Raw genomic sequence first — 25,742 nt, forward strand, 5'->3', positions numbered from 1 at the left:
GTCGCGCGACCGGTCGCCCGGCGGCGCGGTACGGGTGTGCCGGGTGGTCACGACCCGGTGGGGTGCTGTGCGGGCAGCGGCGCGACGACGGCCGTCGCCCCGTCGATCCGGACGACGCGCACCTCGGTGCCCACGGGGATCTGCGGCGCGTCGGGCTCGGTCCGCGCGGTCCAGACCTCGCCGACGAGCTTCACGCGGCCGCCGAACTCGCTCACGCGGTCCACGGCGAGCGCCGTGCGGCCGACGTGCGCCGCGACGTTCGTCTCCGTGAGGGGGACGCGCGAGCGCAGGTGCCGCAGGAGCCACGGGCGCAGCGTGAGGAGCAGGATGACGCTCACGACCGCGAACGCGACGATCTGGAGCCAGAGCGGCCCGCCGGCGGCGTTGACGCCCGCCGCGGCGAGGGATCCCCCGGCGAGCATGATGAGCACGAGGTCGAGCGAGATGATCTCCACGAGACCGAGGAGCAGCGCCGCTCCGACCCACCACAGCCAGTCCATCTCGAACCCCCGTCCCCACGTGCACGCTTTACGTGTACTTTACCGAATTTCCGCCCGTGGTGCACGCCCCGGGCGCACCCGGTGCGGAGGTCAGGCCCGTGCGGCCCGCGCCATCCACCGGCCGCCGCCGTGCGCGACGAGCAGCGGCACGCCGAACGCGTCGCTGAGGTTCTCCGCCGTGAGCACCTCGCGGATCGGGCCGGCGGTGTGCACCACGCCGTCCTTGAGCAGCAGGACGTGCGTGAAGCCCGGCGGGATCTCCTCGACGTGGTGCGTGACGAGCACGAGCACCGGCGACGCCGGGTCGCCCGCGAGCTCCGCGAGCGCCCCCACGAGCTCCTCGCGACCACCGAGGTCGAGGCCCGCGGCGGGCTCGTCGAGCAGCAGGAGCTCCGGGTCCGTCATGAGGGCACGCGCGATCTGCGTGCGCTTGCGCTCCCCCTCGGACAGCGTGCCGAAGGTGCGGTCCGCGAGGGGGTCGACGCCGAACGCGGCGAGCAGGTCGTCCGCACGCTGCGCGTCGAACTCCTCGTACTCCTCGCGCCACCGGCCCGTGACGCCGTAGGCGGCGGTGAGCACGACGTCGCGCACCGTCTCGTCGCCGGGGATGCGGTCGGCCAGGGCGGCGGACGCGAGCCCGACGCGCGGTCGCAGCTCGAACACGTCGACGCGGCCGAGCCGCTCGCCGAGGACGTCGGCCGTGCCGGCCGTCGGGTGCATGCGTGCGGACGCGATCTGCAGGAGCGTCGTCTTGCCGGCGCCGTTGCGGCCCAGCACGACCCACCGCTCGCCCTCGTTCACCTGCCAGTCCACCGCGTCGAGGATGGTCTTGGGGTGGCGTCGGACGGTGACGCCCTTCAGGTCGAGAACCGCGCTCATGGTCACCGACCCTATAGGTTGGCCGTCGTGGTCTCACACTCGTCCGGGGGTCCGCACGACGCCCCGCATCCCGCCCCGGGCCCCGGCTCCGCGTCGAGCGCGGGTGCCCTCCCCCGCAGCGCCCTGCTCGCGCTCTGGCTGCGCGCCGCGCGCCTCGGCGACGACGACGGGACGGCCCGCCTCGTGCGCGCCGTGGAGCGCGACGACGAGCCGCACGTGGTGTCCGGAGCGCTCGGCGACGTCCGGCTCGCGGACCTCGCGGGCGCGTGGGCCGGCGACGCGCGCGAGGTCGTCGCGCTCGCGCCGGTCCCCGGCGACGTGTCGGGCGTCCCGCCCGAGGCCGCCGCGCACGCGACGGACGCGGGCGAGTGCGTCGTGGTCACGACGTCGTCCGGGTCGTGGGCGCTCGTCCCCGAGGTCACGGAGTTCGGCAGCGAGCTCGAGCCGGGCCACCTCGTCACGTGGCACGTGACGCAGGTCGGGCCGTGGAGCGCCCGTGTGCTCGGCGCGGTCGGGTCGCTCCCCGAGGCGGAGCGCGACCTGCGTACGGCCCTGCTGCTGGCCACGCGCGCCCTCGACGAGCTCGACGTCGCCCGCTGGCGCGACGACGCCGCGGGCGCCATCGCCGACCTGCGCGCGGGCGGCGCCCCGACGTGGCAGCTCCCGTCCGCCGTCCCGCCGCGCGCCGTCCAGGTCCTCGTGCAGGCCGTCCGGCTGAGGGCGATCGTCGACCTCGCGACCGCCGACGACGGCGGGTCGGTCAACCTCTGGCAGGCAGACCAGCGCTCGACGGCGCTGCGCGAGGTGGACCGCGCGTCGCGCCACGCGGTGGGCGCCGCCACCCTCTGGACCGCCACCACCTGACCCGGTCCGGGAGATCGGCCCGGGCGTGACGAGATCACCCTCCCGAGGTCCGATCTCGCACGCCGGGGTCGACCTCGCGCTGCCGAGGACCCGTCAGGCGCGCGACGTCACGTACGCGTCGAGGTGGGCGAGCGAGGAGGCCATCCCGGCGGCGTGGTCCTGCGGGGAGATACCCGACGGCACGTCCGTGGCGCGGACCGTGACGAGCGCCCCGTCCGGGGCGGGCTCGACGGTCCACGTCATCGTCATGGTCCCGGCGAACGCCGGGTCGTCCGCGGCGAAGACGACCCGCTGCACGACGCTCCGGCCCGGGTCGAGGTCGACGATCGCGACGTCGACGACGTCGGTCCCCTCGCCCGTCTTGCCGGGGTCGGCCTGCGGGTCGTCGTAGGCGAGGACCATGCGGTAGCCGCCGCCGGGGCGCAGGTCGAAGCGCTCGAAGCGGCCGGTCATGCCGTCGGGCGGGAGCCAGGCCGCGAGCGCGTCCTCGTCGACGAGCGCGCGGTACACGGCGCGGGGCGCGGCGGCGACGAGGCGCGACGCCTCGTCGACCCGGCCGCTCCCCGCGGTGGTCACGACTGCTCCAGCACCGTCCGGTAGACCTCGAGCGTGCGATCGCCGATCGCGTCCCACGCGAAGTGGTCCTCGACGCGCTGGCGGGCCGCGCGGCCCATCGCGGCGGCGCGCTCGGGGTCGGCCACGACCTGCGTGAGCGCGGCCGCGAGGTCGGCCACGAAGCGGTCGGGGTCGAGCGGGGTGCCCGTGCCGTCGTCCGCCTGGTCGATCGGCACGAGGAGGCCGGTGACGCCGTCGTCCACGACCTCGGGGATGCCGCCCGTGGCCGTCCCGACGACGGGCAGCCCGACGGCCATCGCCTCGAGGTTGACGATGCCGAGCGGCTCGTACACGGACGGGCAGACGAAGACGGTCGACGCGGCGAGCACCGCGACGAGCTCGGCGCGCGGCAGCATCTGCTCGATCCAGACGACCCCGCTGCGCTCGGCCTGGAGCTCGGCGACGGCGCCGCTCACCTCGGCGGCGATCTCCGGGGTGTCCGGGGCGCCCGCGCACAGGACGAGCTGGACGTCGTCGGGCAGCGAGCGCGCGGCCCGGAGCAGGTACGGCAGCCCCTTCTGCCGCGTGATCCGCCCGACGAACACCACGGCGGGCCGCCCGGGGTCGATGCCCAGGTCGCGCACGACACGGTCGGCGACGTCCTGCTGGGTGCCGGGCTCGGGGCGGCGCCAGCCGTCGAGGTCGATCCCGTTGTGCACGACGTGCACCTTCGCCGGGTCGACCTGCGGGTAGACCCGCAGGATGTCGTCGCGCATCCCGCCGGAGACCGCGACGATCCCCGCCGCGCCCTCGTACGCGGTGCGCTCCGCCCACGACGACAGCGCGTACCCGCCGCCGAGCTGCTCCGCCTTCCACGGCCGCAGGGGCTCGAGCGAGTGCGCGGACAGCACGTGCGGGACGCCGTGCAGCAGCCCCGCGAGGTGGCCCCCGAGGTTCGCGTACCAGGTGTGCGAGTGCACGAGGTCGGCGCCCGCGACGTCGTCGGCCATCTGCAGGTCGACGCCGAACGTGCCGAGCGCGGCGTTCGCCCCGGACAGGACGCCGGGCACGGAGTAGCCGGTCACGCCGTCCTCGCCGCGCGGGCCGTCGAAGCAGCGCACGCGCACGTCGACGTGGCGCCGCAGCACCGCGGACAGCTCGGCGACGTGCACGCCGGCCCCGCCGTAGACGTGCGGCGGGTACTCACGGGTCAGGAGGTCGACTCTCACGCGCCACACCGTAGCCGAGTCGCCCGCCGCGGACCCCCCGGTGGGCGGGGCCGAAGCGACCCGCGCCCAGGATGCGGGTCCTGCTGCGTGGTCCCGCCCCGAGGGGCTACCGTCTGGGCATGGCCGCCGCACCCCGAGTCCTCGCCATCGTCCTCGCCGGGGGCGAGGGCAAGCGCCTCATGCCGCTCACCGCCTCGCGGGCCAAGCCCGCGGTGCCCTTCGGGGGCATCTACCGCCTCGTGGACTTCGCGCTGTCCAACCTCGTGAACTCCCACTACCTGCACATCATCGTGCTGACGCAGTACAAGTCGCACAGCCTCGACCGGCACATCACGAAGACGTGGCGCATGTCGTCCCTGCTCGGCAACTACGTCGCGCCGGTGCCCGCGCAGCAGCGCGTCGGCAAGCACTGGTACCTCGGCAGCGCGGACGCGATCTACCAGTGCCTCAACATCATCGACGACGAGCGCCCGGACATCGTCGTGGTCGTGGGCGCGGACCACGTGTACCGCATGGACTTCTCCCAGATGGTCGACGCGCACGTGGAGTCCGGCGCGCAGCTCACCGTCGCGGGCATCCGCCAGCCGATCTCGATGGCGGACCAGTTCGGCGTCATCGAGACCGACCCGAAGGACCCGACGAAGATCGCGGCGTTCCGCGAGAAGCCCTCGGACCCGGTGGGCCTCGCCGACTCCCCCCACGAGGTGCTCGCCTCGATGGGCAACTACGTCATCGACACCGACGCGCTCGTCGACGCCGTCACGTCCGACGCCGCGAACGCGGACTCGCGCCACGACATGGGCGGTGACATCGTGCCCGCCTTCGTCGAGAAGGGCACGGCCGCGGTCTACGACTTCATCCGCAACGACGTGCCGGGCTCGACCGACCGCGACCGCGACTACTGGCGCGACGTGGGGACGATCGACTCGTACTACGACGCGAACAAGGACCTCATCGCCGTCACGCCGGTCTTCAACCTCTACAACGAGGAGTGGCCGCTGCACACCGGCTACACGGGGCTGCCGCCCGCGAAGTTCGTGCACGCGGGCCGCGGCCGCCTGGGCCACGCCGCGGACTCGCTCGTCTCCCCCGGCGTCATCATCTCGGGCGCGACGGCGGTCGGCTCCGTCCTGTCGCCCGGCACCTACCTGCACTCGTGGTCGTCCGTCTCGGACTCCGTGCTCATGGACGGCGTGCAGGTGCACCGCCACGCGCAGGTGCACCGCGCGATCATCGACAAGAACGTCGTCGTCGGGGAGCAGGCCCGTATCGGCCTCGACCCCGAGCAGGACCGCGCGCGCGGCTTCACGGTCACCGAGTCCGGGATCACGGTCGTCCCCAAGGGGACGGTCGTCGAGTGACGCCTTCCCCGACCGGTGTCGTGCACGTGCCCGACGCCGCGCCGAGCCCTGTCCCGCCCGCGACCGCCACGAGGAGCCCTCGCGTGACCCCCGACCCGCCGAGCGCCCCCGTGCGGCTCCTCGTCATGGACGTCGACTCGACGCTCATCGAGCAGGAGGTCATCGAGCTCCTCGCCGACCACGCGGGCACGCGGGCCGAGGTCGCCGCGGTGACCGAGCGCGCGATGCGCGGCGAGATCGACTTCGGCGCCTCGCTGCGCGAACGGGTCGCGACCCTCGCGGGCGTGCCCGTCGCGGCGTTCGCCGACGTCCGTGCGCGGGCGACCTTCACCCCCGGCGTGCGGGAGCTCGTCACCGAGGCCCGGCGCCGCGGCTGGGAGGTCGCGCTCGTCTCGGGCGGCTTCGAGGAGGTCGTGGCCGGGCTCGCGGCCGAGCTCGGCATCACGCGCTTCCGCGCGAACCGGCTCGAGGTCTCCGACGGGCGGCTCACGGGCCGCACGACGGGGCCGGTCGTCGACCGCGCGGCGAAGGAGGCCGCGCTGCGCGAGTTCGCGGCCGAGCTCGGCCTGCCGCTGAGCGCCACGATCGCCGTGGGCGACGGCGCGAACGACCTCGACATGATCGGCGCGGCGGGCGTCGGCATCGCCTTCGCGGCCAAGCCCGTCGTGCGCGAGCAGGCGCCCTACGGCGTCGACGGTCCGCGACTCGACGCGGTGCTCGCGGTCGTCGACCAGGTCGACGCCGCGCGCTGAACCCGGACGCGCGAGAGCCCCGGCACCGTGAGGTGCCGGGGCTCCGTCGTGCGGGTGCGCCGGGCTCGGGTCAGGACGGCCGGCCCACGTACGTCAGCAGGGCGGCCTGCGGCTCCCACGCGTCCCACGACGCCCCGGACTCCAGCACCGAGTACGTCGCGGTCGGCACGCCGACGCGCACCTGGGCGAGCGCGCCGCCGTCGGACGCCGGGTCGGCCAGGTACGACGCGGTGGCCGCCATCGTGGGCTCGTGCCCGACGACGAGCAGCGTGCGGACGCGCGGGTCCGTGGTGCGCAGGAGGTCCAGCACGTCGGCCACGTCGGCCGCGTACAGCCCGTCGCTCACCAGCACGTCGGGCTCGACGTCGCCCAGGTGCGCCGCGAGGAGCTCCCACGTCTGACGCGTGCGCAGCGCGGAGGAGCACAGCACGCGCTCGGGGACGAGCCCCGTCTCGCGCAGCGCCGCACCGACGCGCACCGCCTGCCGGCGGCCGTTGAGCGCGAGGGGACGCAGCACGTCGTCGACGCTCCCGCCGCCGGGCTCCGCCTTCGCGTGGCGCAGCAGGACGAGGCGGCGCGCGCCGCCGTCGGGGGTCTGCGCGCCGTTGCGCTGCTCCGCGGTCACTGCCCCATGGCGTGCACGCCGCCGTCGACGTGCACGATCTCACCGGTCGTCGCCGGGAACCAGTCGGACAGGAGCGCGACGACCGCGCGCGCGGCGGGCTCCGCCGTCGTCTGGTCCCAGCCCAGGGGAGCCCGGTTCGGCCAGCCGTCCTCCATCTGCTCGAAGCCCGGGATGGACTTCGCCGCCGTGGTGCGGATCGGGCCCGCGGAGACGAGGTTGGCCCGGATGCCGTCGGGGCCGAGGTCGCGCGCGAGGTAGCGGTTCGCGGACTCGAGGCCCGCCTTCGCGACGCCCATCCAGTCGTAGACCGGCCACGCGAACTGCGCGTCGAACGTCAGGCCGACGACGGCGCCCCCGTCGGTCATGAGGGGCTTCGCGGCGACCGCGAGGGACTTGTAGGAGAACGTCGAGACCTGGAGCGCGGTCGCCACGTCCTCCCAGGTGGCGGAGAGGAAGTTGCCGCCCATGACGCTCTGCGGCGCGAACCCGATCGAGTGCACGACGCCGTCCAGGCGGTCCGTGTGCTCGCGCACCGCGTCCGCGAGGCCGGCGAGGTCGTCGGCGTCCGTGACGTCGAGCTGCACGACGGGCGCCTCGACCGGCAGGCGCTTCGAGAAGGCCTGCGTGAGCTTCATCTGGCGGCCGAACGAGGAGAGCACGACCTCGGCTCCCTCCTCCTGCGCGAGCCGCGCCGCGTGGAACGCGATCGAGGAGTCGGTGAGCACTCCCGTGACGAGGAGCTTCTTGCCGTCGAGCAGACCCATCGGTTTCCTTCCGTCGTGCGCCCGCTGTGGGCGCGCTGAGGCGAGCGTACTGAAAGAGAGGTGGGGCGGGCGCGTCGGTGACGGCGCCGCGGGCGGGCGCGGGACGCGCCGCCGGGAGCGGTCAGTGGCCCATGCCGAGGCCGCCGTCGACGGGGATCACAGCCCCCGAGACGTACGCGGCGTCGTCGGACGCGAGGAACTGCACGACGCCGGCGACCTCGTCCGCCTGGGCGAAGCGGCCCGCGGGGATGGCGGCCTTGTAGGCGGCCTGGCGCTCCTCGGGGAGCTCGGCGGTCATCGCGGTGTCGATGAACCCGGGCGCCACGACGTTCGCCGTGATGTTGCGCGACCCGAGCTCGCGCGTGATCGAGCGTGCCATGCCGACGAGCGCGGCCTTCGACGCGGCGTAGTTGACCTGGCCCGCGCCGCCGTAGAGGCCGATCACGGACGACACGAGCACGATGCGGCCGCGGCGCTGCCGGATCATGCCCTTCGTCACCCGGCGCACGCAGCGGAACGTCCCGGTGAGGTTGACGTCGATCACGGACTCGAAGTCCTCGTCGGTCATCCGCAGCAGGAGCTGGTCGTGCGTGACGCCCGCGTTCGCGACGAGCACCTCGACCGGGCCGAGCTCCTTCTCGATCTCGGAGAACGCGGCGTCGACGGCGGCGGTGTCGGTGATGTCCGCCACGGCGCCGAAGACGCCCTCGGGCAGGTCACCGCCCCGGTAGACGGTCGCGACACGGTCGCCGTTCGCGACGAAGCGCTCGGCGATGGCACGGCCGATGCCCCGGTTCGCGCCGGTGACGACGACGGTGCGCGGGGCGGGGGCGGTGGCTTCGGACACGTGCGGCTCCTCGGGACGGTCGGGTGGGTCGGCGGCCGGGGACGGGTCCCGCGCGGCCGGTGCCGGGTGGGCCCTGCCGGGCCCGGCGCGACGGCGCCGCACCGACCGTACCGTGCGCGGGGCCCGCGGTGCGCGGTGCGGCGAGGTCACACCGGTCCCCCACACTTTGTGGGGGACCGACAAACGTAGACTGGACGGGTGACCACACGACGCGCCGCCCGGAGGTCGGCCGAGGCGGTCCCGAGCATCACCGCCGCCCCGGAACCGCTCGCCGCGGACCAGGCGCGCCGGGAGCGCAAGTACCTGATCCAGATGGGCATCCGCCTCGTGTGCATCTTCGGCGCCATCCTGGCGCAGGGCAGCTGGGTGACCTGGGTCCTCGCCGTCGGCGCGGTCGTGCTGCCGTACAGCGCGGTGCTCGTCGCCAACGCGGGCCGCGACCAGGCGCACTACGACACCTCCCCCATGGAGCACCGGGCGCTGCCCACGGCGGGAGCACCCGGAAGCCACGGCATCGCGGGCGCCGAGCCCCGCGAGCCGCACGACGACGAGGAGGACCGCCGGTGACCGACGTCCTGGGCCTCGCCGACCCCGTCGGCGAGGAGGAGCTGGTGTGCAGCGCCAAGGGCTGCCGCGAGGCCGCCGCGTGGGGTCTGCTGTGGAACAACCCCAAGATCCACACGCCTGAGCGGCGCAAGGTGTGGCTCGCGTGCGACGCGCACCGGGAGCACCTGGAGACGTTCCTCGGCGCCCGCTCGTTCTGGCGCTCGACCGTGCCGGTCGACGAGCTCGAGCGCCGGGCGGCCCCGTGACGCAGGCCGCACCACCGCACGTCCCCGCGGGCCCGACGCCGCAGCGCGCCACCGCGGACGCCCACCAGCCGCGCACGCCGCGCCAGTGGGCGACGCTCGCGGTCGGGGTCCTCGTCCTCGTCGCGCTGTGCCTCGTCGCGGGCCGCTGGCAGTGGAACCGCTACGTCTCGCGCGACGCCGAGATCGAGCGCATCGAGGCGAACTACACGTCGACCCCGGTCCCGGTGGAGGACGTGCTCCCCGCCCCCGGTGCGGAGCTCGACGAGGCCGACCTCTGGCGGCCGGTGACGCTCGAGGGCCGCTACGAGACGGACGCCACGGTCCTGCTGCGCAACCGGCCGGTCGGAGGCAGCCCCGGCTTCCACGTGCTCGTCCCGTTCGTGACGAACCCCACGCCGTCCGCGCCGGACGGGCTCGTCGTCATCGTGGACCGCGGGTTCGTGCCGCTGGGGACCGACGCCGTCACCCCGGGGGACGTGCCCCCGCCCCCCGCGGGCGACGTCGAGGCGACCGTCACGCTGCGCGGCGACGAGCCGCCGTCGGGCCGGGACGCACCCGCGGGCCAGGTGCAGGCCATCTCGACGGACCAGGTCCTCGCCGCCGGCCCGGACGGCGGCGGCTGGGCCGAGGGTCGCACGGTCGGTGCCTACGGGCAGCTGCGCACCGAGGTCCCGCCCGCGGCGCAGACCCTGGAGGCGCTGCCGAAGCCGGACACCGACCCCGGCTCGCACCTGTCGTACGCGTTCCAGTGGGCGGTGTTCGCCCTCGGCGCCGTCGCCGGCTTCTGGCTCCTCGTGCGCCGCGACCGGCGCGACGCGCGCGGGGAGGAGACCACCCTCACCGCCGGTGACCTCCTCGCGGCCCAGGACCCGGACGCCGCGCGGGCCCGGCGGGAGCCGCGCTCGCGCCGTCCGAGCGCCGAGGACGAGGAGGACGCGCTCATCGACGCGCAGCTCGGCACGACGCCGGGTGACGCGAGCGAGCGACCGCCGCGCTAGGCCGCGCTCGCGTCGTCCCCGCCGCGGACCGGGTCCACCGAACGGTGGAGGCGCGCGTCCACCCGAGCAGCGACGCGACGGTCGATCCCCGGGGCGGCGCGCGTCCCTAGCCTCGCAGCATGACCGCACTGGAAGTCCGTCATCTGCACAAGCGCTACGGACGGCACGTCGCCGTCGACGACGTCTCGTTCTCCGTGGACGAGGGAGAGATCTTCGGCATCATCGGGCCCAACGGCGCCGGCAAGACGACGACCGTCGAGAGCATCGCCGGGCTCCGGAGGCCCGACTCCGGCTCGGTCTCGGTGCTGGGGCTCGACCCGGTCGCGGACCGGGCCGAGGTGCGCCGGCGGCTCGGCGTCCAGCTCCAGGAGAGCAGCTTCCCCGACGCGATCACGGTCGGCGAGGCCCTGGACCTCTACGCCTCCTTCTACCCGGACCCCGCCGACCGGCGCGAGCTGGTCGAGCTCCTCGACCTCGGCGACCAGCGCGACACCCGGTACAAGGCGTTGTCCGGCGGGCAGAAGCAACGCCTGTCGATCGCGCTCGCCCTCGTCGGCAACCCGAGGGTCGCGATCCTCGACGAGCTCACGACCGGTCTCGACCCGCAGGCGCGCCGCGACACGTGGAGCGTGGTCGAGCAGGTCCGCGACCGCGGCGTCACGATCCTCCTCGTCACGCACTTCATGGACGAGGCGGAGCGCCTCGGCGACCGGATCGCCGTCATCAGCGGCGGCAGGGTCGCGGCCGTGGACACGCCCGCGGGCCTGGTCGCACGGGTCGACGCGCCGCAGCAGGTCCGCTTCCGCCTGCGCCAGCCCCTCGACGCGAGCGTCCTGACGGGGCTGCCGGACGTGACCGGGGTGGACGTGGTGGACGACCGCTGGCGGGTCACCGGGCGAGGACAGGTCCTGAGCAGCGTCGCCGGGGCCCTCGCCCGGGCTCAGGTCGTCGCGGAGGACCTCCGCGTCGACCGACGCAACCTCGACGACGCGTTCGTGGCGCTCACGGGGCGTACCCCGGGCTCCGTGGACGCCTCCGAGCGGAAGGCCGGCTGATGGGCGCCCTGCGCAGGACGGTGACCGTGGAGACGAGGCTCTTCCTCCGCGACCCGACCACCGTCGTCTTCGGCGTGCTGTTCCCGACGGCGCTCCTGCTCGGCCTCGGCACGGTCCCCGCGCTCCGCGAGCCGACGCCGGAGTCCGGCGGGCTGCGCGCCATCGACGTCTGGGCACCGACCGCGCTGGTGTTCGGGATGGTGATGATCGCCGTCCAGCACGTCCCGGCGGTGGTCGCGACGTACCGCGAGCGCGGCATCCTGCGCAGGCTGTCGACCACTCCCCTGCCGCCGCAGCGCGTCCTGCTCGCCCAGGTGCTCGTCGCCTCGGCGTCGGTGGTCGTCTCGGCCGTGCTCCTCGTCCTCGCCGCCTGGGTGGTGCTGGACGTCGCACCGCCCGAGCGGCCGCTGGAGTTCGTCGTGGCCTTCGTCGTCGGCTACGCGGCGCTGCTCGGGGTCGGACTCGTCTCCGCGTCCGTGGTCCGCACGAGCAGCGCGGCCAACCAGGCCGGCACGATCCTGTTCGTCGCGCTCATGTTCTTCGGCGGGGCCTTCCTGCCCCGCGCCGTCATGCCCGACGCGCTGCGCGCCGTCGGCGAGCACGTGCCGCCCGGGCTCCAGGCCCTCACCACGGCCTGGTCCGCCGAGGCGGGCCAGGCCACCGCCACCAGCGCCGGGCAGCCCTTCTGGCTCCAGGTTGCCATAATGGCGGGCATCGCGGTCGTCGCGAGCGCGGTCGCCGCGAAGCTCTTCCGCTGGGAGTAGGGGTCGATGATGCGGGATCTCGCGGCGAGGCCGGAGCTGAGTCCCGGGACGCTCGTGCCCGACGCCACGGACGAGGCGGGGGCGGCCCACCGCCCCCGCCTGGCGTGGAGGGAGGAGCAGCTGCGGGTCTGGGACCTGCTGCAGCTGTTCGCGCCGTGGCTGCTGCTGACCGTCTCCACCGTCGCGTACCTCGTCCAGGCGCTGCCGCCCTCGGGCACGAGCTTCTGGCCGGAGGGCGCGTCGGCGCTCGGGCTGATCGCCGCCACGGCGCTGTGGGTGCTGTTCGGGCAGACGCTGCCGCTGCGGAGAAGGGCTCTGCGACCGGTGCCGGCGGGCCTCTACCTCGTGGGGCTGCTCGCCCTGTGCGTCGCCCTCATGACGGTCTCCGACGTGTTCCTCGTGCTCACCGTCGCCGGCTTCTTCCAGGCCTACCTGCTCCGACCGTGGCAGGTCGGCGTGCTCGGCGTGCTCGCGACCTCCGTGGCCCTCAACGGGGCGGCGATGGGCGTGTGGGCCGACCCGAGCCCGGACGTGCTCGCGGAGTTCCTCGTGATCGTCACCGTCCAGACCGCGGCGATCGGCGCCGGCATCCTCCTCACGGCGCGGAGCGAGCCGGAGGAGCGCAGACGGGAGGAGCTCGTCGCCCGGCTCGAGGCAGCCCTGCACGAGAACGCCGGTCTCCACGCGCAGCTCGTCGTCCAGGCCCGCGAGTCCGGGGCGCAGGACGAGCGGCAGCGGCTGGCCGGCGAGATCCACGACACCCTCGCCCAGGGCCTCGCCGGGATCATCACGCAGCTCCAGGCCGCGGAGCGCTCCGCGAGCGCCCGGGACGAGCCGGACGAGCACGTGACGCGGGCGCTCCGGCTCGCACGGAGCAGCCTGACGGAAGCGCGACGCTCCGTCCGGGCGCTCGCGCCGCGGGAGCTCGGGCAGGCGCACCTCCCCGACGCGCTGCGCACCCTGGCCGAACGCTGGTCGCGCGACCAGGGGGTCGGCACCCGGGTCGAGGTCACCGGCACGCGGGAACCGCTGAGCCCGGCGATCGAGGTGTCGCTCTTCCGGGTCGCGCAGGAGTCGCTCACCAACGTGGCGAAGCACGCCCGTGCGTCGCGCGTCGGTGTCACGCTGTCGTACACGGGCACCGAGGTGCTGCTCGACGTGCGGGACGACGGTCGCGGGTTCGCCGACGGGGTCGGCACCGGTTTCGGGCTCACGAGCATGCGCCAGCGCATCCGCGGGGTCGGGGGCCAGGTGGTGGTCCAGAGCACGCCGGGCGAGGGCACCTCCGTCAGCGCGCGCGTCCCGGCGATCGCCCTCGGGGGCGCGAGCGAGAGGGGGTGGACGGACCGATGATCCGGCTCGTCGTCGTCGACGACCACCCGGTCGTACGAGGCGGTCTGCGCGACACCTTCGCCGGGGCGGAGGACGTCGTGGTGGTCGGCGAGGCCGGGGACGGCGCCGAGGGCGTCGAGCGCGCGCGGGCGCTGGCGGCGGACGTCGTGCTGATGGACCTGCGCATGCCCGGGATGGACGGGGTCGCCGCCACGGCCGCCCTGCGCGCGCAGGTCCCCGACGCCCGGGTGCTGGTCCTGACCACCTTCGACGGCGAGAGCGACGTCCTCCCCGCGATCGAGGCGGGGGCGATCGGCTACCTCCTCAAGGACGCGCTGCCCGACGACCTGCTCCGGGCCGTGCGCGCGGCCGCCCGCGGAGAGCCGGTGCTCGCGCCGTCGGCGACCCAGCACCTCATGGGTCAGGTGCGCCGGCCCGGTGCCGGCACGCTCACCGACCGGGAGAGGCAGGTGCTGCAGCTCGTCGCGAACGGCAGCTCGAACCGGGAGGCCGCGGCGACGCTGTTCATCGGTGAGGCGAGCATCAAGACCCACCTCCAGCACGTCTACGACAAGCTCGGCGTGCGCGACCGCGCCGCCGCGGTGGCCGAGGGCTACCGCCGCCGCCTCCTGACGTGACGCCGGTCAGGCCAGCGAGACGAGCTCCGCGTACTCGTCGCTCCACAGGTCCTCGTCGCCGTCCGGCAGCAGGAGGACCCGCTCGGGCTCGAGCGCCTCGACCGCGCCGTCGTCGTGCGTGACCATGACGACCGCGCCCTCGTACGTCTTGAGCGCGCCGAGGATCTCGGCGCGCGACGCCGGGTCGAGGTTGTTCGTCGGCTCGTCGAGGAGCAGCACGTTCGCCGCCGAGACGACGAGCGTCGCGAGCGCGAGGCGCGTCTTCTCCCCGCCGGACAGCACGTTCGTCGGCTTGTCCGCGTCGTCGCCGGAGAACAGGAACGACCCGAGGACCGAGCGCACCTGCGTGTCCGTGAGGTCGGGCGCCGCGTGACGCAGGTTCTCGACGACGGTCGCGTCCATGTCGAGCGTGTCGTGCTCCTGGGCGTAGTACCCGATCTTCAGGCCGTGGCCCGGGTTCACCTCGCCCGTGTCCGGCTGCTCGACACCGCCGAGGATGCGCAGGAGCGTCGTCTTGCCGGCGCCGTTGAGGCCGAGCACGACGACGCGGCTGCCGCGGTCGATCGCGAGGTCGACGCCCGCGAAGACCTCCTGCGAGCCGTAGGCCTTGGACAGCCCGCTCGCGGTGAGCGGCGTGCGGCCGCACGGCGCGGGCTTGGGGAAGCGCAGCTTCGCGACCTTGTCGCTCTGGCGCTCGCCCTCGATGCCGGCGAGCATCTTCTCGGCGCGGCGCATCATCTGCTGCGCGGCGACGGCCTTGGTGGCCTTGGCGCGCATCTTCTCGCCCTGGGCGAGGAGCGCGCCCGCCTTCTTCTCCGCGTTCTGCCGCTCGCGACGACGGCGCCGCTCGTCGGACTCGCGCTGCGCGAGGTAGGCGTCCCAGCCGAGGTTGTACTGGTCGAGCTCGCCGCGGTTGGCGTCGAGGTGGAACACCTTGTTGACCGTCGCGCGCAGCAGCTCGACGTCGTGCGAGATCACGACGAAGCCGCCGCTGTACGACTTGAGGTAGTCGCGCAGCCAGACGATCGAGTCCGCGTCGAGGTGGTTCGTCGGCTCGTCGAGGAGCAGCGTCTCGACGCCGGAGAAGAGGATGCGCGCGAGCTCGATGCGGCGGCGCTGCCCGCCGGACAGCGTGCTCAACGGCTGGCCGAGCACGCGGTCGTCGAGACCGAGGTTGCTCGTGATGCGGTGCGCCTCGCTCTCGGCCGCGTACCCGCCCGCCGCGAGGAACCGTGCCTCGAGCTTGGGGTAGCGCTCCATCGCGGCCTCGTGGGTCTCCGCGTCCGCGCTCGCCATCGCGCCCTCGGTCTCGCGCATCTGGCGCACGATCTTGTCGAGGTTGCGTGCCGAGAGGACCCGGTCGAGCGCGATGACCTCGAGGTCGCCCGTGCGCGGGTCCTGGGGCAGGTAGCCGATGTCGTTGCCGCGCGTGATCTTGCCCGCCGTGGGCTGGGTCTCGCCCGCGAGGGTCTTGGTCAGGGTCGTCTTGCCGGCGCCGTTGCGGCCGACGAGGCCGATCCGGTCGCCCGCGGCGATCTGGAACGTCGCCTCGTGCAGCAGGACGCGGGCGCCGACGCGCAGCTCGACGCCGTGGGCGGTGATCACGTGCAGGTCCTCTCCGAAGGGGTGACCCCGGTGGATCCAGCCTGGTGGGGCGATCCGATCGACGGGGCCCGACGATTCTACGGGCCGCGGGCTCGCTCTCGCGCGGTCTTTCCACGGACCGTGCCGCGGACCCTCGCCGGCGCCTTCGACGGGCGTGGAACAGAACGGGACAATCAGCCCATCATGCTAGCCTCCGGACGACCCGGACCACGGACGAGACCGCGGTCCGGCCCGAGCAAGGAGAGCACGTTGAGCAACGCCGAAGCAGCACTGAGCACGGTCCTCGAGCTGGACGGGGCGATCGCGATCGCGGTCGTCGACTACAGCAGCGGCATGGCCCTGGTCCAGAAGCAGACCGCTCCGTTCGACCTCGAGCTCGCCGCGGCGGCCAACACCGAGGTCATCCGTGCCAAGCTCCGGGCGATCGAGCAGCTCGGTCTCGAGGACGGCATCGAGGACATCCTCATCACGCTCGGCCGCCAGTACCACCTCATCCGCCTCGCGCAGCGCGAGAGCCTGCGCGGCACCTTCTCCTACCTCGTGCTCGACCGCGGACGGGCGAACCTCGCGCTCGCGCGCCGCGGCCTGGCCCAGCTCGACGAGTCGTTGTCCCTCTGACGCCCGTGGTCGCGGACGCCCTCGACCAGCCCGGGCGGGTCGCCCCCCGCAGCGTGGTGGACGTGCTGCGGGGCATCGACGACGCCCTCGACCACGAGGCGCACGTGCTGGCGCTCGGACCCGGCGGCCGGGTCCTCGGCAGCGCCGGCCCCTCCCCCGGGCCGGTGGTCGAGGTGGCGCGGGCCGTCGCCGCGGCCCTCACCCAGGGCCCGGCCGTCCCGGGCAGCTCGGCGCGGTGCATCCTCAACACCGCGGAGGCGTGCGTCTTCGTCTACCTGCTCGGGCAGGACCTGTCGGTCATCCTCGTGGGCCCGACGGACTGGAACATCGCCCTCACGGGCCGACGCGTCGAACGGTTCCTCGTCGACTTCGTCGACACCTACCTGGCCGAGACCGTCGCCGAGCTCCCGGGTGAGGACCCCGGGACCCTGCCGCGTCGCGAGCCACCGGCGCCCGTCGTCGGGCCCGGTGAGCGGCACGAGCACCGCGGCGACCACGACCTGCTCGCGCGCGTGCTGCGCGCCCTGGTCCGTTTCTGAGGCCTGTGGCCGCGCTCGGCGGTAGCGTTCCCCTGTGACATTCCAGGAAGGCGGATCGTTCGAGGGCGGACGCGTCCGCAAGGGTGGCGGCCGCGGGCGCGGCCCGTTGATCGCGGGCGGCGGGATCGGCGCGGTGCTCGTCGCGCTGCTCATCGCGTTCGTCGGCAACCAGACGGGCGTCGACCTCAGCGCGCTGACCGGCGGCGACGGGTCGGACTCGGGCGCGTACGGCGACGGTCAGCAGGAGTACATCGACACCTGCACCGCCGAGCAGGCGAACACGACGCGCGAGTGCCGGCTCAACGGCACCGTCCAGTCGCTCGACGCCTACTGGACCGAGGCCCTCCCCCAGCAGGCCGGCGTCGAGTACGCGCTGCCCGAGGTCGTGAGCTTCACCGGGCAGGTCTCGACGGGCTGCGGTGCGGCGACGAGCGCCGTGGGGCCGTTCTACTGCCCGCCCGACCAGACGGTGTACATCGACCTCGGCTTCTACGACGACCTGACGAACCGCTTCGGCGCGAACGACGGCGGGCTCGCGGAGATGTACGTCGTCGCGCACGAGTTCGGGCACCACATCGAGCAGCTCACCGGCGCCATGGACTCGGCGGACCGGCAGGGCACGGGCCCGGAGTCCGACTCCGTGCGCATCGAGCTCATGGCCGACTGCCTCGCCGGCATGTGGGCGGGCCACGCGGCGACCACCGTCGACCCGGACACAGGCGTGACGTTCCTCGCACCGATCACCGCGCAGGAGCTGGACGACGCGCTGTCCGCGGCGTCCGCCGTCGGGGACGACCGCATCCAGGAGGCCGCGACCGGCCAGGTCAACCCCGAGGGCTGGACCCACGGGTCGAGCGAGCAGCGCCAGCGCTGGTTCACGACCGGCTACGAGGGCGGCACGCTCCAGGACTGCGACGCGCTCTCCGCCTCGACGCTGTGACCGCTCCCGTCGAGCTCGCTCAGAGCTCGATCGAGTACATGCGCGAGCCGGTGACCTTCTCGTAGCCGAGGCTCGCGTACAGGCCGTGCGCACCGGACGGGTTCTCGGTGTCGACGTCGAGCGCGGCGTACTGCATGCCGTCCGCCGCGAACGCGCGCATCGCGGCCGCGAGCGCCGCGACGGCGACGCGGCGGCCGCGGTACGCGCGCCGGACGCCGAGGAGCTCGGTGTACCCGAACGTGTACCCGCGCACGGGGAAGTCCTCGTCGTACCGGCCCGCCATCTCGTAGCCGACGACGAGCGGCTCGCCCGCGCGCAGCGCGGCCGCGGTCTCGGGGTCGGTGGCCGGGTCGGCGAGGAGCGCGTCGACGTCGGGCGCGTCGTCGACCACGAGGAACGACCACTGCGGCGCGAACTCGCTGCGACCGTGGGTCCAGGCCTCGGCGGTGCGGGGCTCGCTCCCCCAGTGGTCACGGAACGCGTCGTTGTGCGCGAGGCGCGTCGCCTCGTCGAGCTCGGTGGTCCAGGGGACGACGCGCAGGGACCCGTCGAGCGGGACGTCGGGCACGGGGGCCGCGAGGTCGCGGCGCAGGTCGGAATAGAAGCGGCGGGCGACGAACCCGAACCGCGCGTAGAGCCGCGCCTTCTCGGGCGGGTCGGTGTCCTCCCCGAAGACGGCGAGCCGCGCGGGCAGCTCCTTGCCGCTCGCGGCGAGCACCTGCCGGGCACGGGCGACCTGCCAGGCGAGCACCTCGCGCCCGATGCCCCGCCCCCGGTGGGTGGGATGGACGCCGCCGCCGAGGAACGCCCGCACGGTGCGCGCGTCCCCGGGGTTGGTGTCAACCATCCCGTAGGCGCGCAGCGTCCCGTCGGCGTCGACGCCGACGATCGAGTCGGCCGCGACGTCGCGCCACGGCGCGGTGAAGATCTCCTCGATCTCCGCGAGCGTCTCGCGGTACGGCTCGTCGTCCGCCTCCGCGATGTCGTTGCGCAGCGTGAGCAGGGCCGGCGCGTCGGCAGGCGTGGCGGAGCGCCACGTGAGCCCGCCCGCGGTGACCGGCGGCAGGGTCGACGGCGCGGCGGCGCGCTCGGCGATCGGGGCGAGCGTCGGGGGCGCCGCCTCGGCGCGGTCGGTCGTCGAGGGAGAGGACATGGCGACCACGGTAGGGGGGCCCGCTCCGTCGGGCACGTGCTTTTCCCATGACGTCCGCGCGGCGCGTCGGCAGGCTGAGACGGCTCCCCGTGCCGTGCCGCACGCGATCTACGCTGCGAGCATGCCGACCGTCGTTCCTCAGGACCTCGCCGACGCCCGCTCCCGGGCCCTCGCGGAGGCGCTGCGCACGCGCGTCGTCGTCGCGGACGGCGCGATGGGCACGATGATCCAGGAGCAGGACCCGACGCTCGAGGACTACCAGGGGCTCGAGGGCTGCAACGAGATCCTCAACGTCTCGCGACCCGACATCATCGCCGCGGTGCACGACGCGTACCTCGAGGTCGGGGTGGACGCGATCGAGACGAACACGTTCGGCGCCAACTGGTCCAACCTGTCGGACTACGACATCGACGACCGGATCCGCGAGCTCGCCGCGGCCGGGGCGCGGATCGCGCGCGAGCGCGCGGACGCCCACGCGACCGCCGACCACCCGCGCTGGGTGCTCGGCTCGATGGGTCCGGGGACCAAGCTGCCGAGTCTCGGGCACACGACGTACGCGCACCTGCGCGACACGTTCGCCGAGCAGGCCGCGGGTCTCCTGGAGGGCGGGGCCGACGCGATCCTCGTCGAGACGAGCCAGGACCTGCTCCAGGCGAAGGCCGCGGTGACCGGGTCGCGGAACGCGATGCGCGACGTCGGGCGCGAGGTGCCCGTGATCGTCCAGGTGACGGTCGAGACCACGGGCACGATGCTCATGGGCTCCGAGATCGGGGCCGCGCTGACCACGCTCCAGGCGCTCGGCGTCGACGCGATCGGTCTCAACTGCGCGACCGGCCCGGCCGAGATGAGCGAGCACCTGCGGCACCTGTCGCGGCACGCGGAGATCCCCGTGACGTGCATGCCCAACGCGGGGCTGCCGGTGCTCGGCCCGAACGGGGCGACGTACCCGCTGACGCCGGACGAGCTCGCCGCCGCCCACACCCAGTTCGTCACCGAGTTCGGCCTGGGCCTTGTGGGAGGCTGCTGCGGCACGACGCCCGAGCACCTGCGCCGCGTCGTCGAGGCGGTGCGCGCGCGGCCGGTCGTCGAGCGCCACCCGGAGCGGGAGAACGGCGTCGCGAGCCTGTACTCGCACACCGACCTGCACCAGGACGCGTCCTTCCTCGCGATCGGCGAGCGCACGAACGCGAACGGGTCGAAGGCGTTCCGCGAGGCGATGCTGGCGGAGAACTGGGACGAGTGCGTCGAGATCGCGCGGGCGCAGACGCGCGACGGCGCGCACCTGCTCGACGTGTGCATCGACTACGTGGGGCGCGACGGCGTCGCGGACGTGCAGCAGGTCGTCTCGCGCCTCGCGAGCGCGTCGACGCTCCCGCTCGTCATCGACTCGACGGAGCCCGAGGTCATCGCGGCGGGCCTCGAGCTCGTGGGCGGCCGCGCCGTCGTGAACTCGGTGAACTTCGAGGACGGCGACGGGCCGACGTCGCGGTTCGCACGGATCATGCCGCACGTGGTCGAGCACGGGGCGGCCGTCGTCGCGCTGACGATCGACGAGGAGGGCCAGGCGCGCACCGCGTCGGGCAAGGTGGAGATCGCGACCCGGCTCGTCGAGACCCTGACGCGCGACTGGGGCCTGCGCGTGGACGACATCATCGTCGACGCCCTCACGTTCCCCATCGCCACGGGTCAGGAGGAGACGCGGCGCGACGCGATCGAGACGATCGAGGCGATCCGCGAGATCACGCGCCGCTACCCCGGCATCCACACGACGCTCGGCGTCTCGAACGTGTCGTTCGGCCTCAACCCCGCGGCGCGCACGGTTCTCAACTCGGTGTTCCTCCACGAGGCGGTCGAGGCCGGGCTGGACTCCGCGATCGTGCACGCCGCGAAGATCCTGCCCCTCGCGCAGATCCCCGACGAGCAGCGCGAGGCTGCGCTCGACCTCGTGTGGGACCGGCGGCGGTACGACGACGAGGGGAACCTCGTGCACGACCCGCTCGCCCGGCTGCTCGAGCTGTTCGAGGGCGTGGACTCGGCGGCGCTCAAGGACCAGCGCGCGGCCGAGCTCGCGGCGCTCCCGGTCGGCGAGCGGCTCGAGCGCCGGATCGTCGACGGCGCGCGCAAGGGCCTGGAGGACGACCTCGACGCCGCGATGGCGTCGGGCATCTCGGCGCTCGACATCGTCAACGAGCACCTGCTCGAGGGCATGAAGGTCGTGGGCGACCTGTTCGGGCGCGGTGAGATGCAGCTCCCGTTCGTGCTCCAGTCCGCCGAGGTCATGAAGACGGCCGTCGCGTACCTCGAGCCGCACATGGAGAAGGTCGAGGGCGCGAGCGGGTCCAAGGGCACGATCGTGCTCGCGACCGTGCGCGGCGACGTGCACGACATCGGCAAGAACCTCGTCGACATCATCCTCACCAACAACGGCTACACGGTCGTGAACATCGGCATCAAGCAGCCGATCTCCGCGATGATCGAGGCCGCCGAGGAGCACGACGCCGACGTCATCGGCATGTCCGGGCTGCTCGTGAAGTCCACCGTCGTCATGAAGGAGAACCTCGCGGAGCTCGCGTCGCGCGGGCTCGCCGGCCGCTGGCCGGTCCTGCTCGGTGGCGCGGCGCTCACGCGCACGTACGTCGAGGACGACCTCGCGGGCCAGTTCCCGGGCGTGGTCCGGTACGCGCGCGACGCGTTCGAGGGACTGCGCCTCATGGAGCCGCTCGTGCGCGTCGCGCGCGGCGAGTCGCCCGACGCCGTCGGGCTGCCCGCGCTGAAGAAGCGCCGGCACGCGGTGGTCACCGTGACCGAGACGCCCGCCGAGGACCTGCCCGCGCGGTCCGACGTCGCGGCCGACAACCCGGTGCCCGCTCCCCCGTTCTGGGGCACGCGCCTCGTCAAGGGCGTCCAGCTCGCCGAGTACGCGGCGTTCCTCGACGAGCGCGCGACGTTCATGGGCCAGTGGGGTCTCAAGCCGGGGCGTGGCGACGACGGGGCGTCGTACGAGGAGCTCGTCGAGACCGAGGGTCGCCCGCGCCTCAACGCCTGGTACGAGCGGATCCGCACCGAGGGCGTCGTCGACCCGTCGGTCGTGTACGGGTACTTCCCGGTGTGGTCGGAGGGTGACGACGTCGTCGTCGCGCACCACGGCGCCGGGCTCGCAGGGATCGGCGCGCCCGACGGCGGGTCGGGCGGCGAGCCGGGGACGGAGCGACTGCGCTTCACCTTCCCGCGCCAGCGCCGCGACCGGCACCTGTGCCTCGCCGACTTCGTCAAGCCGCGGTCCTGGGTCGAGGAGACCGGCCGGTACGACGTGCTGCCCGTCCAGCTCGTCACCATGGGCGCCTCCGTGGATCAGCACACCGCGAAGCTGTTCGCCGGGAACCACTACCGCGAGTACATGGAGCTCCACGGGCTGTCGGTGCAGCTCACCGAGGCGCTGGCCGAGATGTGGCACTCGCGCGTGCGTGCCGAGCTCGGGTTCGCCGACGAGGACCCGACCGAGGTCGAGGGCATGTTCAAGCTCGAGTACCGCGGGGCACGCTTCTCGCTCGGTTACCCCGCCTGCCCCGACATGGAGGACCGCACCAAGGTCGTCGAGCTCCTGCGACCCGAGCGCGTGGGCGTCGAGCTGTCCGCGGAGCTCCAGCTCCACCCCGAGCAGTCGACGGACTGTTTCGTGTTCCATCACCCCGAGGCCAAGTACTTCAGCGTCTGACGTTCCCGGGGACGACGTCCCCGAGCGCACGAGGTGCCGCGTCAGGCCCACGTCCACGAACCCGCCACCTGGTCGATGAGCTCGTCGCCGTTGTCGTAGGGGGTGACGATCGCGATCACGAAGAACTGCACCTCGTCGGTGCCCGTCGTGAACCGCTCGGGTGCGAAGGCCGTGATGAAGGCCTTCGTCCGCGTCTCCTCGAACGTTCCGTGGACCCGGGTGATGTTTGCCGGGACACCGTCGAGGGTGGTCGCCTCGTGCAGGCTGAGGATGCTGCCGTTCTCCGCGAAGTACGAGTCCGCGAGGAGGTCGACCGCTCCCCCGAGATCGGTCCCGACCCCCCACGCCTCGGACGTCGCGACCCGCACCGGTTGGACCGACACCTGCCCGTAGACCGCCCCGACGCCCGTGGGCACCACCGCGCCGTCGACGACCTCACCCCAGAGCTCGAGGGCCCCGTGGCAACGCTCCTCCTCCTCCGTGGACACGTTGTTCACGAAGGCCTCAGGACCCTCGTAGGACCAGCACGGCGTCCGGATCGGCTGGCCCGACACGATCGCGTGCTCCGCTCCCGAGGCAGGTCCGGGGGTCGCCGACTCGCCCTCGCTCGACTCGTTCTCGCTCCGGGATGACGCTGCCGCCACAGGGGTCGCGCCGTCGTCGGTCTCGACGATCGGCAGCGCGCACCCGGGGACGACCGCGAGGACGACGGCGACCACGAGTCCTGAGAGCACACGACCGACGGCGGCTCTCCGACGGGTGGCGAGAGACGCACGGCGACGGTGCCCCGTGCGAGGCACCCCGGTCGATCGCTCGGGCCGGCTCGTGCGCTCGTGCTGGTCGGGCATGATGATCCTCCTGGTCGTGGACTTCTGGACCGGACGGTAGACGCCACGACGACGAGGGCACCGGTTATCCACAGGCCAGGATCCGCGGGTGCCTCGGACGACACGCTGTGACTCGCCTGATCGTCCGTCTCACGGGCGAGAGAACGGCGGAAGCCGTGGGCGGCGGCGGGCGCCGCGCTGACCAGGACGGCCGGGCCGCGCGTTCTTTCTCCGGGCCACGGTCGTGCCTCGTTCGTTGACACCAGCACCCCATCTATCGACAATCGATAGATGAAACGTCCTCTCGTCGCGTGCACACGAGCGCTCCTCGTCCTCGTGGCCCTCGGCACCGCTCTGTCGATGTTCCTCGCCCCGCTCCTCGCGGCCGAGGTCGCCACGCAGTACCCGGAGGTCCGCGGCCTCGTGGTCCCGTACTCCGTCCTGGCCGTGCTGGCGCTGCTCGCGGTCGAGGTCGCGCTCGTGGCGGTGTGGCGCCTGCTCGATCTCGCCGCCCGCGACGAGGTGTTCGACCCGCGCGCGCTGCGTTCGGTCACCGTGGTGATCGGGTGCGTGATCACGGTCGCGACCCTCGCCGCGACGGTGTTCGGTCACCTGACCTTCGGGGCGCAGGTCGGCGGCCCGCTCGTGCTCCTCGGCCTCCTGGGCTCGCTCGCGGGCGGGGGCGCGCTGGCACTGCTCGTCGTGGTCCTGCGCGAGCTGCTGCGCGCCGCGACCACCGACCGCCGCGAGCTGGCCGCGGTGATCTAGGTGCCGATCGTCATCGACCTCGACGTCCTCCTGGAGCGGAGGCAGATGGCCGTCGGCGACTTCGCCGCCGCGGTCGGCATCACCCCGGCGAACGTCGCCGTCCTGAAGAACGGGCGCGCCAAGGCCGTGCGGTTCTCGACGCTCGACGCCGTCTGCCGTGTCCTCGGGTGCCAGCCCGGCGACGTCCTCCGGTGGGTCCCGGACGAGCGCGACGACGCGGGTCCGCCCGACTCCTGACCCGCCTCGGCCGCCGCGTCGATGAGTTCGGCGACCGGACGACGTCCTACCCGTGACGGAGACCACGACGCCACGGGAGCCGAGCCATGGGAAGCATCGAGATCGAGCTGTTCACGACCCTCGACCTCGTCGGGCAGGCGCCCGGCGGGCCAGAGGAGGACCCGGAGGGCGGGTTCGCGTTCGGCGGGTGGCAGGCGCCGCTGCTCGACGACGTCGCGGGCGCGCAGATCGCCGCGGCGTACGAGGGCACGGACGCGCTGCTGCTCGGGCGCCGCACGTACGACATCTTCGCGTCGTACTGGCCGTTCCAGGAGGGCGGGCAGGACGACGACTTCGCCACCCTGTTCAACCGCATCCCGAAGTACGTCGCGTCGCGCGGGACGCCGGACCTGCCGTGGGCCGGGTCGACGCTGCTCGGCCCGGACCTGCCCGCCGCGGTGCACGAGGTGCGCGACCGGCACGCGCACGTCAAGGTCGTGGGGAGCCTCGACCTGGTGCAGACGCTGCTGCGCGAGAGGCTGTTCGACCGGCTCGACCTGTGGGTGCACCCCATCGTGCTCGGCACGGGCAAGACCGTGTTCGACGGCGGTGCTGTCCCCACCAACCTCACGCTCCTCGAACCGCCGTCGTCCAGCCCCACTGGCACGGTCCTGCTGCGCTACGGCCTCGGCGACGGCACGCCGAGCACGGGTGACATGAGCGAGCCGGGACGCGGCGTCGGGCAGGGCGCCTGACCCCGGGGAGACCGCCGCCCGGCACGGCTGCCCGGCACCGTGGACGACCCACCGACACCAGACCTCAGGAGGAACCCGTGGCGATCCAGCGCCTCGACAACGTGGCCGTCGTCGTCGACGACCTCGACGCGGCCGTCGCGTTCTTCGCCGAGCTCGGGATGGAGCTCGAGAACCGGATGACGATCGAGGGGCGGTGGGCGGAGCGCGTCGTCGGGCTCGACGGCCTGCGGTCGGAGATCGCGATGATGCGCGTCCCCGACGGCTCTGGGCGGCTGGAGCTCACGCGGTACCACGCGCCGGCGCCGCTCGACCTCGGCCTGAGCACGGCGTCGCCGAACGTGCTGGGCCTGCATAGGGTGATGTTCGCCGTGGACGACCTCGACGACACGGTCGAGCGCCTCGCCCGCCACGGCGGGGCGGTGCTGCGGGAGATCGTGCGCTTCGAGGACGCGTACCGGCTCTGCTACCTGCGGGGACCCGGAGGCATCATCGTCGGGCTCGCGGAAGAGCTCGGGTGAGCCCCGGGCGCCGCTAGGTGTACTGACCGGACAGGTTGGTCAATCGGGTGATCGGTGGCTTGTTCCCGCAGGCGGTGTGGGGGCGGTGGTGGTTGTACTCGTGGATCCATGCT

General features: G+C 73.7%; 29 protein-coding genes. 18 read left to right on the forward strand and 11 right to left on the reverse strand.

Annotated elements, in window-relative coordinates:
- Nucleotides 1-47: 47 nt before the first annotated feature.
- Entirely contained in the window at nucleotides 48-500 is a 453-nt protein-coding gene (locus ABIE39_RS17525; protein ID WP_034655620.1) for an NfeD family protein, read from the reverse strand.
- Nucleotides 501-590: 90 nt separating this feature from the next.
- On the reverse strand, nucleotides 591-1,379 hold the full coding sequence (locus tag ABIE39_RS17530) for an ABC transporter ATP-binding protein (RefSeq protein WP_209829767.1): 789 nt from the start codon (nucleotides 1,377-1,379) through the stop codon (nucleotides 591-593).
- A 27-nt stretch (nucleotides 1,380-1,406) separates the two neighbouring features.
- On the opposite strand from ABIE39_RS17530, the gene ABIE39_RS17535 reads away from it, so the two are divergent.
- Nucleotides 1,407-2,243 (forward strand): Rv1486c family protein, encoded by an 837-nt coding sequence (locus ABIE39_RS17535; RefSeq protein WP_255437361.1) that lies wholly within the window; start codon nucleotides 1,407-1,409, stop codon nucleotides 2,241-2,243.
- Between the two features lie 93 nt (nucleotides 2,244-2,336).
- Here ABIE39_RS17535 and ABIE39_RS17540 read toward each other — a convergent pair whose 3' ends face one another.
- Nucleotides 2,337-2,819 (reverse strand): SRPBCC domain-containing protein, encoded by a 483-nt coding sequence (locus tag ABIE39_RS17540; RefSeq protein ID WP_209829766.1) that lies wholly within the window; start codon nucleotides 2,817-2,819, stop codon nucleotides 2,337-2,339.
- Nucleotides 2,816-4,027 carry a glycogen synthase gene (glgA, locus tag ABIE39_RS17545; RefSeq protein ID WP_209829765.1) on the reverse strand — a complete coding sequence of 404 codons (1,212 nt, stop codon included), beginning with the start codon at nucleotides 4,025-4,027 and terminating at the stop codon, nucleotides 2,816-2,818. The genes ABIE39_RS17540 and glgA overlap by 4 nt, the downstream gene beginning before the upstream one ends.
- A gap of 119 nt (nucleotides 4,028-4,146) precedes the next feature.
- Here glgA and glgC point away from each other — a divergent pair, with 119 nt between their 5' ends.
- Both glgC and serB read left to right on the forward strand, forming a co-directional pair.
- Complete coding sequence (glgC, locus tag ABIE39_RS17550) at nucleotides 4,147-5,388, forward strand: glucose-1-phosphate adenylyltransferase (protein WP_175009865.1); 1,242 nt, start codon at nucleotides 4,147-4,149, stop codon at nucleotides 5,386-5,388.
- 83 nt (nucleotides 5,389-5,471) lie between these two features.
- Complete coding sequence (gene serB, locus ABIE39_RS17555; RefSeq protein ID WP_255179027.1) at nucleotides 5,472-6,140, forward strand: phosphoserine phosphatase SerB; 669 nt, start codon at nucleotides 5,472-5,474, stop codon at nucleotides 6,138-6,140.
- 70 nt (nucleotides 6,141-6,210) lie between these two features.
- On the opposite strand, the gene ABIE39_RS17560 is transcribed toward serB, so the two are convergent.
- The 3 genes from ABIE39_RS17560 to fabG all read right to left on the reverse strand — a co-directional run bounded on the left by ABIE39_RS17560 (nucleotide 6,211) and on the right by fabG (nucleotide 8,376).
- Nucleotides 6,211-6,765, reverse strand: coding sequence for a SixA phosphatase family protein (locus ABIE39_RS17560; RefSeq protein ID WP_209829764.1), 555 nt, complete (start codon nucleotides 6,763-6,765; stop codon nucleotides 6,211-6,213).
- Complete coding sequence (gene fabI / locus ABIE39_RS17565; protein WP_175009867.1) at nucleotides 6,762-7,529, reverse strand: enoyl-ACP reductase FabI; 768 nt, start codon at nucleotides 7,527-7,529, stop codon at nucleotides 6,762-6,764. Before fabI ends, ABIE39_RS17560 begins: the two co-directional genes overlap by 4 nt.
- 121 nt (nucleotides 7,530-7,650) lie before the next feature.
- Nucleotides 7,651-8,376, reverse strand: coding sequence for a 3-oxoacyl-ACP reductase FabG (fabG, locus tag ABIE39_RS17570; RefSeq protein WP_108047549.1), 726 nt, complete (start codon nucleotides 8,374-8,376; stop codon nucleotides 7,651-7,653).
- Nucleotides 8,377-8,574: 198 nt separating this feature from the next.
- Here fabG and ABIE39_RS17575 point away from each other — a divergent pair, with 198 nt between their 5' ends.
- The 7 genes from ABIE39_RS17575 to ABIE39_RS17605 all read left to right on the forward strand — a co-directional run bounded on the left by ABIE39_RS17575 (nucleotide 8,575) and on the right by ABIE39_RS17605 (nucleotide 13,975).
- Nucleotides 8,575-8,943, forward strand: a complete 369-nt coding sequence (locus ABIE39_RS17575; protein ID WP_074807059.1) for a DUF3099 domain-containing protein — start codon at nucleotides 8,575-8,577, stop codon at nucleotides 8,941-8,943.
- Complete coding sequence (locus ABIE39_RS17580) at nucleotides 8,940-9,188, forward strand: hypothetical protein (protein ID WP_108047547.1); 249 nt, start codon at nucleotides 8,940-8,942, stop codon at nucleotides 9,186-9,188. The genes ABIE39_RS17575 and ABIE39_RS17580 overlap by 4 nt, the downstream gene beginning before the upstream one ends.
- The gene (locus ABIE39_RS17585) at nucleotides 9,185-10,186 is read left to right on the forward strand and encodes an SURF1 family cytochrome oxidase biogenesis protein (RefSeq protein ID WP_354052826.1); all 1,002 of its coding nucleotides are present in this window, start codon (nucleotides 9,185-9,187) and stop codon (nucleotides 10,184-10,186) included. Before ABIE39_RS17580 ends, ABIE39_RS17585 begins: the two co-directional genes overlap by 4 nt.
- A 119-nt stretch (nucleotides 10,187-10,305) precedes the next feature.
- Entirely contained in the window at nucleotides 10,306-11,241 is a 936-nt protein-coding gene (locus ABIE39_RS17590; protein ID WP_209830041.1) for an ABC transporter ATP-binding protein, read from the forward strand.
- A gap of 26 nt (nucleotides 11,242-11,267) precedes the next feature.
- Entirely contained in the window at nucleotides 11,268-12,005 is a 738-nt protein-coding gene (locus tag ABIE39_RS17595) for an ABC transporter permease (RefSeq protein ID WP_354052828.1), read from the forward strand.
- 54 nt (nucleotides 12,006-12,059) lie between these two features.
- Entirely contained in the window at nucleotides 12,060-13,358 is a 1,299-nt protein-coding gene (locus ABIE39_RS17600; protein ID WP_222592436.1) for a sensor histidine kinase, read from the forward strand.
- Nucleotides 13,343-13,975 carry a response regulator gene (locus ABIE39_RS17605; RefSeq protein WP_342779617.1) on the forward strand — a complete coding sequence of 211 codons (633 nt, stop codon included), beginning with the start codon at nucleotides 13,343-13,345 and terminating at the stop codon, nucleotides 13,973-13,975. The genes ABIE39_RS17600 and ABIE39_RS17605 overlap by 16 nt, the downstream gene beginning before the upstream one ends.
- Before the next feature lie 6 nt (nucleotides 13,976-13,981).
- Here ABIE39_RS17605 and ABIE39_RS17610 read toward each other — a convergent pair whose 3' ends face one another.
- Nucleotides 13,982-15,580, reverse strand: coding sequence for an ABC-F family ATP-binding cassette domain-containing protein (locus tag ABIE39_RS17610; protein ID WP_354052831.1), 1,599 nt, complete (start codon nucleotides 15,578-15,580; stop codon nucleotides 13,982-13,984).
- Between the two features lie 249 nt (nucleotides 15,581-15,829).
- On the opposite strand from ABIE39_RS17610, the gene ABIE39_RS17615 reads away from it, so the two are divergent.
- Genes ABIE39_RS17615 through ypfJ form a run of 3 tightly spaced genes read left to right on the forward strand, consistent with a single transcriptional unit; the run spans nucleotide 15,830 to nucleotide 17,677 of the window.
- A complete protein-coding gene (locus ABIE39_RS17615; RefSeq protein ID WP_074807068.1) occupies nucleotides 15,830-16,198 on the forward strand; it encodes a hypothetical protein in 369 nt (122 codons plus the stop codon).
- A gap of 5 nt (nucleotides 16,199-16,203) precedes the next feature.
- Nucleotides 16,204-16,737 (forward strand): hypothetical protein, encoded by a 534-nt coding sequence (locus ABIE39_RS17620; RefSeq protein ID WP_175010070.1) that lies wholly within the window; start codon nucleotides 16,204-16,206, stop codon nucleotides 16,735-16,737.
- A gap of 34 nt (nucleotides 16,738-16,771) precedes the next feature.
- A complete protein-coding gene (gene ypfJ, locus ABIE39_RS17625; RefSeq protein WP_175010071.1) occupies nucleotides 16,772-17,677 on the forward strand; it encodes a KPN_02809 family neutral zinc metallopeptidase in 906 nt (301 codons plus the stop codon).
- Nucleotides 17,678-17,696: 19 nt separating this feature from the next.
- Here ypfJ and ABIE39_RS17630 read toward each other — a convergent pair whose 3' ends face one another.
- Nucleotides 17,697-18,830 (reverse strand): GNAT family N-acetyltransferase, encoded by a 1,134-nt coding sequence (locus ABIE39_RS17630; RefSeq protein ID WP_209830036.1) that lies wholly within the window; start codon nucleotides 18,828-18,830, stop codon nucleotides 17,697-17,699.
- 121 nt (nucleotides 18,831-18,951) lie between these two features.
- Between ABIE39_RS17630 and metH the strand changes: the two genes are divergently transcribed.
- A complete protein-coding gene (metH, locus tag ABIE39_RS17635; protein ID WP_354052833.1) occupies nucleotides 18,952-22,545 on the forward strand; it encodes a methionine synthase in 3,594 nt (1,197 codons plus the stop codon).
- A gap of 41 nt (nucleotides 22,546-22,586) precedes the next feature.
- Here the strand turns inward: metH and ABIE39_RS17640 are convergent, their stop codons facing one another.
- Nucleotides 22,587-23,279 carry a hypothetical protein gene (locus ABIE39_RS17640; RefSeq protein ID WP_175010074.1) on the reverse strand — a complete coding sequence of 231 codons (693 nt, stop codon included), beginning with the start codon at nucleotides 23,277-23,279 and terminating at the stop codon, nucleotides 22,587-22,589.
- 384 nt (nucleotides 23,280-23,663) lie between these two features.
- Here ABIE39_RS17640 and ABIE39_RS17645 point away from each other — a divergent pair, with 384 nt between their 5' ends.
- The 4 genes from ABIE39_RS17645 (at nucleotide 23,664) to ABIE39_RS17660 (ending at nucleotide 25,629) form a co-directional block, all read left to right on the forward strand.
- Nucleotides 23,664-24,140 carry a DUF2975 domain-containing protein gene (locus ABIE39_RS17645; protein ID WP_175010075.1) on the forward strand — a complete coding sequence of 159 codons (477 nt, stop codon included), beginning with the start codon at nucleotides 23,664-23,666 and terminating at the stop codon, nucleotides 24,138-24,140.
- Entirely contained in the window at nucleotides 24,141-24,377 is a 237-nt protein-coding gene (locus tag ABIE39_RS17650) for a helix-turn-helix domain-containing protein (RefSeq protein WP_175010076.1), read from the forward strand.
- A gap of 86 nt (nucleotides 24,378-24,463) precedes the next feature.
- A complete protein-coding gene (locus ABIE39_RS17655; protein WP_175010077.1) occupies nucleotides 24,464-25,111 on the forward strand; it encodes a dihydrofolate reductase family protein in 648 nt (215 codons plus the stop codon).
- Between the two features lie 77 nt (nucleotides 25,112-25,188).
- Nucleotides 25,189-25,629: a VOC family protein gene (locus tag ABIE39_RS17660; RefSeq protein WP_074807084.1), complete on the forward strand. Its 441-nt coding sequence runs from the start codon at nucleotides 25,189-25,191 to the stop codon at nucleotides 25,627-25,629.
- 13 nt (nucleotides 25,630-25,642) lie between these two features.
- On the opposite strand, the gene ABIE39_RS17665 is transcribed toward ABIE39_RS17660, so the two are convergent.
- On the reverse strand, nucleotides 25,643-25,742 hold a 100-nt coding region (locus tag ABIE39_RS17665), incomplete at its 5' end, for an integrase core domain-containing protein (RefSeq protein ID WP_209830042.1).

Source organism: Cellulosimicrobium sp. 4261, assembly GCF_040546915.1.
GTDB classification, from domain to species: Bacteria; Actinomycetota; Actinomycetes; order Actinomycetales; family Cellulomonadaceae; genus Cellulosimicrobium; species Cellulosimicrobium cinnabarinum.

Coding starts and splice junctions, on each gene's coding strand:
- metH (WP_354052833.1), top strand. CDS start 18,952: ATGCCGACCGTCGTTCCTCAGGACCTCGCCGACGCCCGCTCCCGGGCC.
- glgC (WP_175009865.1), top strand. CDS start 4,147: ATGGCCGCCGCACCCCGAGTCCTCGCCATCGTCCTCGCCGGGGGCGAG.
- ABIE39_RS17655 (WP_175010077.1), top strand. CDS start 24,464: ATGGGAAGCATCGAGATCGAGCTGTTCACGACCCTCGACCTCGTCGGG.
- ABIE39_RS17590 (WP_209830041.1), top strand. CDS start 10,306: ATGACCGCACTGGAAGTCCGTCATCTGCACAAGCGCTACGGACGGCAC.
- ABIE39_RS17525 (WP_034655620.1), bottom strand. CDS start 500: ATGGACTGGCTGTGGTGGGTCGGAGCGGCGCTGCTCCTCGGTCTCGTG.
- ABIE39_RS17645 (WP_175010075.1), top strand. CDS start 23,664: ATGAAACGTCCTCTCGTCGCGTGCACACGAGCGCTCCTCGTCCTCGTG.
- fabI (WP_175009867.1), bottom strand. CDS start 7,529: ATGGGTCTGCTCGACGGCAAGAAGCTCCTCGTCACGGGAGTGCTCACC.
- ABIE39_RS17630 (WP_209830036.1), bottom strand. CDS start 18,830: ATGTCCTCTCCCTCGACGACCGACCGCGCCGAGGCGGCGCCCCCGACG.
- ABIE39_RS17530 (WP_209829767.1), bottom strand. CDS start 1,379: ATGAGCGCGGTTCTCGACCTGAAGGGCGTCACCGTCCGACGCCACCCC.